The sequence below is a fragment of the Brevibacterium otitidis genome (genome assembly GCF_042429315.1).
GTDB lineage: Bacteria > Actinomycetota > Actinomycetes > Actinomycetales > Brevibacteriaceae > Brevibacterium > Brevibacterium otitidis.
The window spans coordinates 15,058-27,618 of record NZ_JBHMAU010000009.1 but is presented as its reverse complement, the minus strand read 5'-3'; the positions used below and the strand labels follow the sequence as shown (position 1 = coordinate 27,618).

14 protein-coding genes are annotated in these 12,561 nt (G+C 67.8%); 1 reads left to right on the top strand and 13 read right to left on the bottom strand.

What is annotated here, in order from left to right:
- Positions 1–57 precede the first annotated feature (57 nt).
- A complete protein-coding gene (locus tag ACFFN1_RS00760; protein ID WP_376837682.1) occupies positions 58–1,623 on the bottom strand; it encodes an ATP-dependent DNA helicase in 1,566 nt (521 codons plus the stop codon).
- The gene (gene hflX / locus ACFFN1_RS00755; RefSeq protein ID WP_376837680.1) at positions 1,620–3,260 is read right to left on the bottom strand and encodes a GTPase HflX; all 1,641 of its coding nucleotides are present in this window, start codon (positions 3,258–3,260) and stop codon (positions 1,620–1,622) included. The genes ACFFN1_RS00760 and hflX overlap by 4 nt, the downstream gene beginning before the upstream one ends.
- Before the next feature lie 109 nt (positions 3,261–3,369).
- Here hflX and ACFFN1_RS00750 point away from each other — a divergent pair, with 109 nt between their 5' ends.
- Positions 3,370–3,990 carry a class I SAM-dependent methyltransferase gene (locus ACFFN1_RS00750; protein WP_376837678.1) on the top strand — a complete coding sequence of 207 codons (621 nt, stop codon included), beginning with the start codon at positions 3,370–3,372 and terminating at the stop codon, positions 3,988–3,990.
- A gap of 56 nt (positions 3,991–4,046) precedes the next feature.
- On the opposite strand, the gene dapF is transcribed toward ACFFN1_RS00750, so the two are convergent.
- From dapF to pgsA, 11 genes are all read right to left on the bottom strand, one after another.
- A complete protein-coding gene (gene dapF, locus ACFFN1_RS00745; protein WP_376837676.1) occupies positions 4,047–5,003 on the bottom strand; it encodes a diaminopimelate epimerase in 957 nt (318 codons plus the stop codon).
- The gene (gene miaA / locus ACFFN1_RS00740) at positions 5,000–5,980 is read right to left on the bottom strand and encodes a tRNA (adenosine(37)-N6)-dimethylallyltransferase MiaA (RefSeq protein WP_376837674.1); all 981 of its coding nucleotides are present in this window, start codon (positions 5,978–5,980) and stop codon (positions 5,000–5,002) included. The genes dapF and miaA overlap by 4 nt, the downstream gene beginning before the upstream one ends.
- A 1-nt stretch (position 5,981) precedes the next feature.
- Entirely contained in the window at positions 5,982–7,484 is a 1,503-nt protein-coding gene (miaB, locus tag ACFFN1_RS00735; protein ID WP_376837673.1) for a tRNA (N6-isopentenyl adenosine(37)-C2)-methylthiotransferase MiaB, read from the bottom strand.
- Positions 7,485–7,665: 181 nt separating this feature from the next.
- The gene (locus ACFFN1_RS00730) at positions 7,666–8,016 is read right to left on the bottom strand and encodes an SdpI family protein (protein WP_376837671.1); all 351 of its coding nucleotides are present in this window, start codon (positions 8,014–8,016) and stop codon (positions 7,666–7,668) included.
- Positions 8,017–8,367: 351 nt separating this feature from the next.
- A complete protein-coding gene (locus ACFFN1_RS00725) occupies positions 8,368–9,006 on the bottom strand; it encodes a regulatory protein RecX (protein ID WP_376837669.1) in 639 nt (212 codons plus the stop codon).
- Complete coding sequence (gene recA, locus ACFFN1_RS00720; protein WP_376837668.1) at positions 8,993–10,093, bottom strand: recombinase RecA; 1,101 nt, start codon at positions 10,091–10,093, stop codon at positions 8,993–8,995. Before recA ends, ACFFN1_RS00725 begins: the two co-directional genes overlap by 14 nt.
- A 164-nt stretch (positions 10,094–10,257) precedes the next feature.
- A complete protein-coding gene (locus tag ACFFN1_RS00715) occupies positions 10,258–10,782 on the bottom strand; it encodes a GNAT family N-acetyltransferase (protein WP_376837666.1) in 525 nt (174 codons plus the stop codon).
- 5 nt (positions 10,783–10,787) lie between these two features.
- Positions 10,788–11,018, bottom strand: a complete 231-nt coding sequence (locus tag ACFFN1_RS00710; protein ID WP_376837664.1) for a DUF3046 domain-containing protein — start codon at positions 11,016–11,018, stop codon at positions 10,788–10,790.
- The gene (locus ACFFN1_RS00705; RefSeq protein ID WP_376837663.1) at positions 11,018–11,332 is read right to left on the bottom strand and encodes a helix-turn-helix domain-containing protein; all 315 of its coding nucleotides are present in this window, start codon (positions 11,330–11,332) and stop codon (positions 11,018–11,020) included. Before ACFFN1_RS00705 ends, ACFFN1_RS00710 begins: the two co-directional genes overlap by 1 nt.
- 118 nt (positions 11,333–11,450) lie before the next feature.
- The gene (locus ACFFN1_RS00700) at positions 11,451–11,936 is read right to left on the bottom strand and encodes a CinA family protein (RefSeq protein WP_376837661.1); all 486 of its coding nucleotides are present in this window, start codon (positions 11,934–11,936) and stop codon (positions 11,451–11,453) included.
- Complete coding sequence (pgsA, locus tag ACFFN1_RS00695; RefSeq protein WP_376837659.1) at positions 11,933–12,541, bottom strand: CDP-diacylglycerol--glycerol-3-phosphate 3-phosphatidyltransferase; 609 nt, start codon at positions 12,539–12,541, stop codon at positions 11,933–11,935. Before pgsA ends, ACFFN1_RS00700 begins: the two co-directional genes overlap by 4 nt.
- Between the last annotated feature and the right edge of the window lie 20 nt (positions 12,542–12,561).

Genomic DNA, 12,561 nt, shown 5'->3' with positions numbered 1-12,561 from the left:
CACCCCAACCACCCGATTAGTCAGGAATTCCAGCACTTCACAACCCAAACCCGCAGGTCACAGTGTCAATATGATATCCATCACACCAATTTGAGCCAAGTCAGGCAGGTGCTCGCGCAGCACCGTGGCCGCCTGTTCGGCAGCGCTCTTCGACGAGAACAGCCCGAGGGTGCCGCCGCCGGAGGCTGTCACCAGTTCGCGCAGCTCCTCCAGGGTCTCCTCGCTCAGGCCTCCCCTGCCCGGCCGGGGCAGGTGACCGGCGACGTAGAGGATCCCCTGCTTCTCGTAGGAGAACGGGGAGCCGACGTCGATCGCATCGTAGGCCGGCGCCTCGGGCCCGGCCAGCCCGAGTGAGGCAGCGACCGGTTCGAACTTCCCGCCCAGGGCCAGGGTCGCCGAGGTGGCGATGACGGTGGCCTCGGCGAAGAGCCCGTTGCGCATGGTTCCGGCCACGCTCAGCGGTGCGACGACGAGTGAGGTGGTGGTGTTCTCGCGGAAGGTGCTGCGGCTGACCCAGGCGACGTCGTTGGAGTCCGGTTCGGCCATCCGCTCGGCGAGTTCGAAGATCTCCTGCAGGCGGGCGCGGGCCATCTGTCGGCCGGCTTCGGCGTCCTTGGATTCGCTCTCCTTGGAGTCGGACAGCAGCCGGCTGGCGGCGTCCCGGATCTGCCGGACCGCAGCGGCAAGGTCCTCGGGCCAGCGCTGGATGAGGCCTTCGTCGGCGCTGTCCAGCGCGCGTTCGAACACCTCGGCGGCGGTGGTGAGGGTGTCGATGCTTGATGGCTGCGCCGAGGTGTGTCTGCGTGCCGAGGAGGCGGCTGCGTTGAGCATGGAGACGGTGATCGATCCGGTCAGCGCATTCGTCACGCGGTCGCGCAGTTCGTGTGCCTCATCGACGATGACGGCGCCGTGTTCGGGCAGCACATTGGCCTCACCGAAGGAGTCGATGGCCAGCAGCGCATGGTTGGTCACGACGACATCGGCATCAGCGGCGCGGATCTTGGCGCGCTCGGCGAAGCACTCCTCGACCATCGGGCACTTGCTGCCGAGGCAGTCGAAGGCGTTGACCGACACCTGCGCCCAGGCGCGGTCGGAGACTCCGGGAGTGAGGTCGTCGCGGTCGCCGGTGTCGGTGGTGCGCTCCCAGGCGCGGATGCGCTGGATCTCCTCACCGAGGGCGGTGATGCCGGAGCTGCCGCGGTGGGCGGCGCCATCGGCGCCGAGGTCGAAGAGGGTGGTGTCGCCGTCGTCGGGATAGCCGCCGTCGAGTTTGTGCTTGCACAGGTAGTTGCGGCGGCCTTTGAGCACGGCGACCTGCGGACGGGTCTGCAGCTGCGGCTTGATCGCCTTGATGAGGCGCGGCAGATCGCGGTCGATGATCTGGGCCTGCAGCGCCAGTGTGGCGGTGGAGACGACGACCCGTTCGCCGGTGCGCACGGCATATTCGACGGCGGGGACGAGGTAGGCCAGCGATTTGCCGGTGCCGGTGCCGGCCTGGACGAGGAGGTGGGAGCCGTTGTCGAGGGCGGCGCCGACCGCCTCGGCCATGTCCTGCTGCCCGCGGCGCGGTGATCCGCCCAACGCTGCGACCGCTGTCTGAAGCAGCGGCGGGATCCGGCTCATGCTCGCAGGCCGGCAGTGTCGGTTGCCCCGGTGTCAGCAGAGTCGGTGTCGTCCGGGGCGGCGGTCAGCGGCTCCTGTCCGGTGAACATGTCCGGCTTGCGGAACTCCTCCAGGGCTGCGAGCAGGTCGGCGTCGACCTTCGCCTGCACGGCGGCGCCTTCCGGCAGGTGCTTCTCGACGAGCACGGTGCCCTCGTCATGGATGCGGGAGACGAGGTCGCCGCGATCATAGGGCAGCAGCACCGTCACCTCGTGATTGGGTGTCGGCAGCAGGCCGGCCAGCCGCTCGCGCAGCTCATCAATGCCGTCGCCGGTCGCGGCGGAGACGGCGACGGACTCCGGGTAGCGGGCGAGCAGGCCGGTGAGCACATCCGGGTCGGCCAGATCCGACTTGTTGAACACGATGAGCTCGGCGATGTCATCGGTGTCGGCCTCGGCGAGCACCTCGCGCACGGCGGCGAGCTGGCCGTGCGGATCCGGGTGGGCGGCGTCAACGACGTGCATGAGCACATCAGCGAACGTCGCCTCCTCCAGTGTGGAGCGGAAGGCCTCGACGAGCTGATGCGGCAGGTTGCGCACGAACCCGACCGTATCGGTGAACGTGAAGGCGCGGCCGTCCTCGGTCGTCGCCTGCCGCACAGTGGGATCCAGGGTCGCGAAGAGCTCGTTGCGGACCATGACATCGGCGTCGGTGAGCCGGTTGAGCAGGGAGGACTTCCCGGCATTGGTGTAGCCGACGATCGCCACAGCGGGCACCTGGTGGCGCTGCCGGTTGGCGCGCTTGGTCTGCCGTGCAGGGGTCATGTCGGCGATCTGGCGGCGCAGCTTGGCCATCCGGGTGCGGATGCGGCGGCGGTCGAGTTCGATCTTCGTCTCACCAGGGCCGCGCGAGCCGATGCCCTCACCGCCGGCGACTCGGCCGCCGGCCTGCCGAGACATCGACTCACCCCAGCCGCGCAGGCGCGGCAGCAGGTATTCGAGCTGGGCGAGTTCGACCTGGGCTTTGCCCTCGCGGCTCTTGGCGTGCTGGGCGAAGATATCGAGGATGAGTGCGACCCGGTCGATGACCTTGACCTTGATGACATCCTCCAAGCCGCGGCGCTGGCTGGGGGCCAGCTCGGTGTCGACGATGACGGTGTCAGCGCCGACGGCGGCGACGATGTCAGCCAGCTCCTGTGCCTTGCCGCGTCCCAGATACGTGCCGGGGTCCGGGTGGTCGCGGCGCTGCAGCACACCGTCGAGCACGGTCGAGCCGGCCGTCTCGGCAAGGGAGGCGAGCTCACGCAGCGATTCCTCCGCCTCGGCGGCGGTCCCGCGCGTCCAGATGCCGGCGAGCACGACCTTCTCCAGGCGCAGCTGCCGGTATTCGACCTCGGTGACGTCTTCGAGTTCGGTTGAGAGTCCAGAGACCCGGCGCAGCGCCTCGCGCTCGAGCACATCGAACTGGCTGTCGTCCTGGTGGACGCGATCCTCGTCGGTGAGCGCGGAGCCGCCGCGGGAGAGGATCCGGTCGATCATCGCGTCGTCGCGGCTGCGCTCGGTCTCTGCTGGCTGGCCGGCTTCCTCTGCTGGCTGGCCGGTTTCGGCGGCTGGGGTGGTCTCGTCTGCGCGGTGACGGCGATGGGTATCGCTTGGCATCGTCCTCATTTCTTCTCAGGCGGTCTTCTATTGTCCCATACGGTTACGGCTCCCGGCAGGACCGCGGCGGGCGGGATCGGCGGCAGCGCGGCCCGTAGGATGGTGTGTGATGAACGAGCACTACTTCTCCGCCCAGCCGGCTTCCGCGGCGCAGCTGCGCCGCATCGATGTGCGCCTGGCCGGCCGCGATCTGCAGCTTTCGACGGCGGCGGGCGTGTTCTCCCCCGGCCACCTCGACACCGGCACGCGGGTGCTGCTCGACGAGATCCCCGACCCGCCTGCCGGTGATGTGCTCGATCTGGGCTGCGGCTGGGGTCCGATCGCCGTACATACCGCTCTTGCCGGTGCCGCTGCGGGCACGCACCCGCGTATCTGGGCGCTTGATGTCAATGAGCGCGCCCTCGATCTGGTCCGCCGCAATGCCGCCGACCTGGGGCTGGGCTCGATCCAGGCGGTCACCGCCGAGCAGATCCCTGATGACATCCGGTTCGCGGCGATCTATTCGAATCCGCCGATCCGAGTGGGCAAGGCGGTGCTGCACGAGCTGCTGCTCACATGGCTGCCCCGCCTTGCGCCCGGCGGTGCGGCGTGGCTGGTGGTGGCCAAGAAGCTCGGTGCTGATTCGCTGCTCACCTGGCTGCGCAGCGCGCTCGGCGAGACATACGCCGTGGAGCGGACGACGACATCGAAGGGCTTCCGGATCCTGCGGATCGAGCGTCTGGCCGACTGAGCGGCTGGCTGGCCGCCTGGCCGTTCCCGAGGCGGTTCGGAGCAGCGCGCAGCGGTCTAGAGCAGCGCGCGCATCCGCGCTTTGAGCTCCTCGGAGAGCTCGATGACGGCAGTCAGCTCCGCCGGGCCGGCCAGGCTGACCTCGTGGCCGCTGATGTCGACGCGCACGGTGCCGCCGGGCTGCTCGACGAGCCAGCTGATGGGGCCCTGGGAGCCTGCCCAGTGGTGGGCGGCGAGCGCTGCCGCGCACGCGCCGGTGCCGCATGCCTGGGTTTCGCCGACGCCGCGTTCGAACACGCGCATACGCAGGCTTCCGGTCATCGGATCGCCGTCGCCATCGGGTTCGATGACGATGTATTCGACATTGGTGCCGGCCGGCGGGTTCGGGTTGAGCTGGGGTGCATGGGTGAGCTCGGCTGCGGTGAGCTCCTGCGCCGAGGCGAGGGCGACGACTGTGTGCGGGTTGCCCATGTCGACGTCGAGACCGGGGCGCGGGACCTCGACCCCACGAGTGAGCACGAGGGTGTCGCCGCCGTCCGCGCTATTGCCGGGCAGCGTCCACTGCCCCATGTCGACGCGATACCAGAGTGCCGAGCGTCCGGTCGGATCAGGTTCGACGGTGACGGTCTTGACGCCGGCGCGGGTGCCGACCGGCATGTGCGCAGGATCGGCTGCCAGCGCATAGCTGCGCAGGTAGTGGGCGAAGGCGCGCACCCCGTTGCCGCACATCTCGGCGATCGAGCCGTCGGCGTTCCGGTAGTCCATGAACCATTCCGCGCCAGCCTCGGCGGCAGCGGCGGCTTCGGGGACGCCGGCAGCGGTGGTGCGCACGACGCGGATGAGCCCGTCAGCGCCGATGCCGGTACGGCGGTTGCACAGGAGGGCGACCTGCTCGGCGTTGAGGTCCTGCTCGCCTGCCGGATCGTAGAGGAAGACGAAGTCATTGGCGGTGCCATGGCCGGTCGACAGGGCCGGAGGTGCGGCGCTCGGGTCTGCGATGCGGGCGTCGGTCATCGGCGTGGCTCCCTTCCAGCCGGCGGCATCTGGGCACCGTGAGCATAGCACTGCCGGTAGAGCGCGCAGGCCTCGGCGACGAGCTCGGCACTGGTGGCCGGCAGCCAGTGTATCCGAGCATCGCGGCGGAACCAGGTCAGCTGCCGTTTGGCGAACTGGCGGGTGCGCACAATCGTCGACTCGATCGCCGCCTCGGCGGTGGTCTTCCCATCGAGATGGTCGATGATCTGGGCGTAGCCGATCGCCTGCGAGGCGGTCCTCCCCTCTCGCAGGCCGGCATTCAGCAGGCCAGTGACCTCTTCGACCCAGCCGGCCTCCCACATCCGGTGCACGCGGGCGGCGATGCGTTCGTTCAGGGCCGCGCGGTCGTCAGCCAGGCCGATCTGCACGGTGGGCAGCGCATACTCATAGCGGGGCAGATGGGCGGTGAAGGGCTGGCCGGTCAGCTCGATGACCTCCAGGGCGCGCACGATCCGGCGGGTGTCGCCGGTGGTGATCTTCGCTGCCGCTGCCGGGTCGAGTTCGGTGAGTCTGGCGTGCAGCTGGCCGGCGCCGTGTGCTGCGGCTTCGGATTCGAGGCGGGCGCGCACGGCCGGATCGGTGCCGGGGAAGGTCATGACATCCGTGGCGGCCCGGACATAGAGCCCGGAGCCGCCGACGAGGATCGGCACCTGACCCCGGCCCTGCAGCTGGCGGATGATCGTCCGCGCCCGAGTCTGGAAGTCGGCGACGGAGGCGTCTTCGGTGACGTCGAGGATGTCGATGAGGTGGTGGGCGATGCCGCCGCGCTCCTCGACGGGCAGTTTGGCGGTTCCGATGTCCATGCCGCGGTAGAACTGCATGGCATCGGCGTTGATGATCTCGCCGCCGAGCTGTTGGGCGAGCGCGACGGCGAGGTCGGATTTTCCGGTGGCGGTGGCGCCGACGATGTTGATGACCGGCGGCATCTGCGCTGCGGCCTGGTCCTCGGGGCGCATCTCAGCTGCGGGTGCGGATGGTGGGCATGCCCAGTGAGGTCGGGCCGCCGGCTCCTGCTGCCGGTCCGGCGCCGGCCCCGCAGCTCTCAGCCTGGCTGCGGTCCCAGGCGTCACCGGAGCGGGTGCGGCGGATCGTGTAGTCGGCATCGGCGATGAGGAAGTAGGGCTTGGCCTCGGTCACGGTCGTCGAGACGACATCGCCGGGTCGGACCGCCTCGGCGGCGGGATCGAGGCGCACGTGGACGAGCCGGTTGTCCTCGGCTCGGCCGGTCATCCGGCCGTGTTCGGCGTCGCCGGTCTTGGTGACAAGCACGTTGACGGCGGTGCCGATGAGCTTGCGGTTCTCCTCCCAGGCGATCTCGTCCTGGAGGGCGACGAGGCGTTCGAAGCGCTCCTGGACGACCTCCTTGGGGATCTGGTCGTCCATCGTGGCCGCCGGCGTGCCGGGGCGGATCGAGTACTGGAAGGTGAAGGCCTGGCTGAAGCGGGCCCGGCGGACGATGTCGAGCGTGGCTTGGAAGTCCTCCTCGGTCTCGCCGGGGAAGCCGACGATGATGTCGGTGGTGATCGCCGCATGCGGGATCGCTGCGCGCACCTTGTCGAGGATGTTGAGGAACCGGCTGGTGCGGTAGGAGCGGCGCATGGCTTTGAGGATCCGGTCGGAGCCGGACTGCAGCGGCATGTGCAGCTGCGGCGTGACGGCCGGGGTTTCGGCCATCGCCTGGATGACGTCATCGGAGAAGGATGCCGGGTGCGGGCTGGTGAAGCGGACGCGTTCGATGCCCTCCACCTTGCCGACGGCGCGCAGCAGTTTGGCGAAGGCACCACGGTCGCGGAACTCGACGCCATAGGAGTTGACGTTCTGGCCCAGCAGGGTGACTTCGGTGATGCCGTCAGCGGCGAGCGCCTCGACTTCGGCGAGGATGTCGCCGGGCCGGCGGTCCTTCTCCTTGCCGCGCAGCGAGGGGACGATGCAGAAGGTGCACGTGTTGTTGCAGCCGACGGAGATCGACACCCAGCCGGAGTGGGTGGATTCGCGCCGGGTCGGCAGGGTCGAGGGGAAGACGTCGAGGCTTTCGAGGATCTCGACCTGCGCTTCCTTGTTGTGCCGGGCGCGGTCGAGCAGGGCCGGCAACGATCCCATGTTGTGGGTGCCGAAGACGACGTCGACCCAGGGTGCCCGGTCGACGATCGTGTCGCGGTCCTTCTGCGCCATGCACCCGCCGACGGCGATCTGCAGGTCCGGGTGGTTCTCCTTGACCTGGGCGAGGCGGCCGAGGTTGCCGTAGAGGCGGTTGTCGGCGTTCTCGCGCACAGCGCAGGTGTTGAAGACGACGATGTCAGCCTGTTCGCCGGCCGCTGCGGGCTGGTAGCCGGCGTCGTCGAGCAGACCGGAGAGCCGTTCGGAGTCATGCACGTTCATCTGGCACCCATAGGTCTTGACCTCGTAGGTGCGGGTGCGGTCAGCGGCTGCCGGTTCTGTCAGTTCGAGTGCCTCAGTCATCGGCAGACATTCTAGCGTGTCGCCGCTGTGACACGGCGGGCTGCTTCCTCAGCATGAGCGCGGTCGCGGTTCGGCGCATCCCGATGTCACGCAGCAGGAGCGCATGGTCGGATCTGGCCGGACGGAAGGAATCCATAGAGCGGTCGCATCGGCGGCAGCAGCAGGAGCGGCGCACCGGCTTTCACTCAGCTCGTTTGGCGGCGTTGTTCGAGCGTATCGCCTGAATGACGGCAACAGCCACGACGCAGCCTGCCCAGAACAGCACCCACACGGCGATGATCTCATCGGAGCTGCCAGTGAGAACGAGAATGATGAGGCCGACGCCGCTGACGAAGAGAAGCGCCGCGTTGACGAAATACAGCTTCCATCCGGTCTTCTGCGCGACTGCCCAGGACGTGTCATCCCGCATCGTTGCCGGCGTGCGCGTGCCCGCAAACCAATTCCGTTCGAGCGTGCCGTTCCGTGACGCCAGGCCGATTATCGCTATGGCGACCGATGCCGCGATGAGAGATGCTGCAACAGCGTAGAACACGGTAAGAGGACCTTCCAGAAATCACAGCGATGGCCGCAGTGCCGCGCGACAGCAGACCACCAGTCATCCGGGCCGCCTCCACGACCGACGATGCATTTTCATTACGGTGCACCCTCCATCCTACCGTTCTGCCCCACGCAGGGCTGGTCTCCACCGGCTCCGCACCGACAGGCATCAGTGCTGCGTTTCGCACCGGCATGTGGCACTGCCTGTCATTCGGTCATGGGCCGCCGCCGGCGGAAGCAGCAGACCTCAGTGGTGCGCCGAGCCTGGTGCCGCCTCCTCGCGCGGACACAGCCGAGGAGAACTGGCTCGCTTCTGCCAAGCACCTCAGCTGTCTGCACCGCTTTCTCAGTCTGTCTCCAGCACCTGCCGTGTCACAGCGAACGACAGGCCGGAGGGAAAGCCGCGACGGGCGAGCATGCTGAGGATGCGGCGCTGGCGCGTCTCATAGGGCAGGGTGCGAGTCGAGGCGGCCTTCTTCGCAGCGACCTCATAGGCGAGGTCCCATTCGTCGTCGATCTCGTCGAGGGCATCATCAGCCAGCGGACCGTCGATGCCTTTCTTCTTGAGCTCGCGGCGCAGCGCTGCCTGTGAGAGTTTGCGCTGTTCGCGTTTGGCGCGCACGAAGCTGTGGGCGAAGTTCGCATCGTCGAGCAACGTGGAGTTCTGGAGTCGTTCGATGAGGGTGTCGACGATGTGGGCGGGGTGTTCGCGGCCGAGCAGCTTCTCCCGCAGCTCCGCAAAGGAGTGATCCCGGGCGGCGAGCATATTCAGCGCGCGCTTCTTCGCCTTCTTGTACTCCGGGTCCTCTGCGATCGGATCCGGTTCGGCCTCAGCGGCCGAGCCGGCTGCGTGGATCTGCCCATCAGTGCCGACGGAGTCGATGGCCTGCTGCAGAGCGGCCAGGACGTCCGCATTGCTGCGGGCGAGGACGTCCGCACTGCTGCGGGCGCCCTGGCCGCTGCTGGGCTGATCAGCTGGGGACATTGTCCATGCTGTCGGGAGCTGCGGCCGGAGCAGCAGGATCAGCGTCTGCGGCTTCCTCTTCGACCTTGATGAGCCCCATCTTGTGCTTGATCTTCAGCTCGATCTCCTCAGCCAGGCCGGGGTTGTCGCGCAGGAAGGCGCGGACGTTCTCCTTGCCCTGGCCGAGCTGGTCTCCGTCATAGGTGAACCAGGAGCCGGACTTGCGGATGATGCCGTTGTCGACACCCATATCGATGAGGCTGCCCTCGCGTGAGATGCCCTGGCCGTAGATGATGTCGAACTCCGCCTGCTTGAACGGCGGAGCGACCTTGTTCTTCACGACCTTGACGCGGGTGCGGTTGCCCACGGCGTTGCCGGCTTCCTTGAGGGTTTCGATACGGCGGACATCCATGCGCACTGAGGAGTAGAACTTCAGTGCCTTACCGCCCGAGGTGGTCTCCGGGGAGCCGAAGAACACGCCGACCTTCTCACGCAGCTGGTTGATGAAGATCGCGGTTGTGCCGGAGTTGGCGAGCGCACCGGTGAGCTTGCGCAGCGCCTGGGACATGAGGCGGGCCTGCAGGCCGACGTGCGAGTCGCCCATCTCGCCTTCGATCTCCGCCTTGGGCACGAGTGCGGCCACCGAGTCGACGACGATGATGTCGAGGGCGCCGGAGCGGATGAGCATATCGGCGATCTCCAGGGCCTGCTCACCGGTGTCCGGCTGGGAGACGAGGAGCTGGTCGGTGTCGACGCCGAGTGCCTTGGCATATTCAGGGTCGAGGGCGTGCTCAGCGTCGATGAAGGCGGCGATGCCGCCGTTCTTCTGGGCATTCGCCACAGCATGCAGGGCCACCGTCGTCTTACCCGAGGATTCCGGGCCGTAGACCTCGACGATGCGGCCGCGCGGGATGCCGCCGACGCCGAGGGCGATGTCGAGGGCGATCGAACCGGTCGGGATCGCAGCGATCGGCTGACGGGTCTCCTCCCCCAGGCGCATGACTGCGCCCTTGCCGAACTGGCGGTCGATCTGGGAGACGGTCGCTTCGAGGGCCTTCTCCCGGCTGCCGGCTGCCGAGGCCGCGCCGCGCGTGTTCTTCGGTGCCATATGTTCCTCCTTGAGGTGGTTCATCGATCTGCCAGCAACTCTAGGCTCCGGCACTGACATCGTCTCGGTCCACGACGTGAAGCTGTGGATAAGCCCGCATGCACAGCACGCGAGGTCACAGGTCGCCGTGTGTCTGCACACCACTATAGCGATTCATGCGAACATCAGTTCGAAATGCGGGGTGTGTCGCCGGAACTGTCGACGCGCTTTGCGAAATGCACGCGGTCGAAGCCATGCGTATTGCGCCGACCGGTCTCCCGGTAGCCGAGCCGTGGATAAAGTTCGAGGTTCTCCCATATCGCCTCGTTCGTGTACAGACGCACCTCTTGCAGCCCGTACCGGTCGGCGAGGTCCTCAGCGCAGGCGATGAGCTGCCGCCCGATGCCCCGGCCCTGCTGCTGCGGTGCGACCGCGACAGTCGAGAGCTCCAGGTGGTCTGGGTGCACAGCGGTGACGATGAAGCCGACGATCGCCTCGGAGCCTCCAGCGTCCGCTTCACCGGCGCCCGTCTCACCTGCACCCGCCACACAGGCCACATGCACGGCCCCGTCAGCCACGCGCGCAGCGTAGTCGTCGTCCATCGGCGCGGGGCGTGGGCCGATGCGTTCGATATAGCGGGCATAGGCGGCCTCGGCGATCTCCTGCACGGCAGACAGGTCAGAGGGGCGCGCGAGCCGGATGGCGGTCATGGCCTTCAGAAGGGATTGGCGCGTGGCTTCTTGTCCGCACCCAGCCAGCGCTCTTCGGGAACGCCGGCGGCAGCGCAGACGGCCAGCCAGATCTCACGGGCGTCGAATCCCGCTTCGAAGGCTTCGGCCGGGGTGCGCGAGCCCAGCGTCGAGAGCGCCAGATCAGTGTGCAGGGAGGCGGCGCGGACGGAGCCGAACTCGTCGTTCATGAGCTCCCAGTAGGCGGTGTAGCGCATCAGGCCTGGCCGGCGAGCGCCTCGTCAGCGAGCACCCGCTCGGACAGCTCGGCCGGAACGGTGTCGGGAATGTCGACGCCTTCGCTGATGGCGAACCGGTCGCTGACCTCTCGCAGCAGCAGGGAGACCGGCATATCGAGGGCATCGCAGATCGCGGCGAGCAGCTCAGAGGAGGCCTCCTTCTGGCCGCGTTCGATCTCGCTCAGGTAGCCCAGGGACACGCTGGCCCCGGTGGAGACGTCGCGCAGCGTACGGTTCTGGCGGCGACGTGCGGTCCGCAGCGTGTCACCGATCTCGGTCCGCAGAAGCGTCATGTGCGTCCTTTCTCAGCGACAGGAAGATGGTGATTGCATCCTTCAACACGACGGTGACGAAGTTTGTTCCATCCAATCTACCGCCTCCGTCAATGGGATGCCTGCTCGGGGCTGACGATTAAGACAATGCCCAGCGATCTCGCACCCATTCGGCCAGCTGGGCCAGGCACGTATCGACGGTCGCCTGCCGGATCGCGGCCCGGTCGCCAGCGAAATCGTGCTCGACCACCTCGGGAGCGGCCAGTCCGGGAGCGAACAGGGCGGTGAAGACCCGGCCGACCGGCTGCCCGTCCTGCGGGTCGGGGCCGGCTACGCCGGTGCACGACAGTGCAATGTCCGCCCCGCACCTGCGGGCGGCTCCGGCGGCCATCTGGGCGGCGACCTCGGGATGCACCGCTCCCGAGGCGGCCAGCAGCTGGGGATCGACGCCGGCGAGCTCTGCTTTGAGTTCGCTGGAATACGTCACCAGTCCCCCGCGCAGCGTCGCCGAGGCGCCGGGCACGTCGGCGATGGTGGCGGCGAGTTTGCCTGCCGTGAGGGATTCGCAGGTCACGAGCGTCAGGCCGGAGGCGGTGAGAGCGTGGACGAGGTCGATGGTGCTCACGCGTCTGCCTTCAGGCGGCGGTAGACCTCGACGAGGTACTGGATGCCGGTGACGATCGTGACGACGACCGCGGCGGTGAGCACCACCCAGGCGAAGATCACGAGCCACCACGTCACCACTGTCGGCAGCACCAGGTGCAGCGGGGCGATCCCGATGAACAGGGCCAGGGCGATGGTCTGCAGCACGGTCTTGAGCTTGCCGCCCTTCGAGGCCGGCAGCACGATCCGCTTGACGATGAGGAGTCTGAGGATGGTGATGCCGAATTCGCGCACGAGGATGATGACCGGGATCCAGATCGGCAGCACGCCGATCCACCACAGGCCCAGCAGCGCTGCCGACATCATCGCCTTGTCGGCGATCGGGTCGGCGATCTTGCCGAAGTCGGTGATGAGGTTGTAGCGGCGGGCGATGTCACCGTCGATCTTGTCGGTGATCATCGCAAGCAGGAAGATGATAAGCGCCCACAGCCGCCACACCGGGTCGAGGCCGTCGTGGGCGAGCAGCACGAAGAGGAAGACGGGGACGAGCAGGATCCGCACCGTCGTGAGGACGTTCGGGACGTTGAAGTTGCTCGGCTTCTGGGCAGCCGCATCGTGTGAAGTCATCACCGGCCAGTCTAGCCGCT

What these genes read in the sequence shown, in the direction of transcription:
- ACFFN1_RS00760 (WP_376837682.1), bottom strand. Translation starts at nt 1,623, where the DNA reads ATGAGCCGGATCCCGCCGCTGCTTCAGACAGCGGTCGCAGCGTTGGGC.
- hflX (WP_376837680.1), bottom strand. Translation starts at nt 3,260, where the DNA reads ATGCCAAGCGATACCCATCGCCGTCACCGCGCAGACGAGACCACCCCA.
- ACFFN1_RS00750 (WP_376837678.1), top strand. Translation starts at nt 3,370, where the DNA reads ATGAACGAGCACTACTTCTCCGCCCAGCCGGCTTCCGCGGCGCAGCTG.
- dapF (WP_376837676.1), bottom strand. Translation starts at nt 5,003, where the DNA reads ATGACCGACGCCCGCATCGCAGACCCGAGCGCCGCACCTCCGGCCCTG.
- miaA (WP_376837674.1), bottom strand. Translation starts at nt 5,980, where the DNA reads ATGCGCCCCGAGGACCAGGCCGCAGCGCAGATGCCGCCGGTCATCAAC.
- miaB (WP_376837673.1), bottom strand. Translation starts at nt 7,484, where the DNA reads ATGACTGAGGCACTCGAACTGACAGAACCGGCAGCCGCTGACCGCACC.
- ACFFN1_RS00725 (WP_376837669.1), bottom strand. Translation starts at nt 9,006, where the DNA reads ATGTCCCCAGCTGATCAGCCCAGCAGCGGCCAGGGCGCCCGCAGCAGT.
- recA (WP_376837668.1), bottom strand. Translation starts at nt 10,093, where the DNA reads ATGGCACCGAAGAACACGCGCGGCGCGGCCTCGGCAGCCGGCAGCCGG.
- ACFFN1_RS00715 (WP_376837666.1), bottom strand. Translation starts at nt 10,782, where the DNA reads ATGACCGCCATCCGGCTCGCGCGCCCCTCTGACCTGTCTGCCGTGCAG.
- ACFFN1_RS00710 (WP_376837664.1), bottom strand. Translation starts at nt 11,018, where the DNA reads ATGCGCTACACCGCCTACTGGGAGCTCATGAACGACGAGTTCGGCTCC.
- ACFFN1_RS00705 (WP_376837663.1), bottom strand. Translation starts at nt 11,332, where the DNA reads ATGACGCTTCTGCGGACCGAGATCGGTGACACGCTGCGGACCGCACGT.
- pgsA (WP_376837659.1), bottom strand. Translation starts at nt 12,541, where the DNA reads ATGACTTCACACGATGCGGCTGCCCAGAAGCCGAGCAACTTCAACGTC.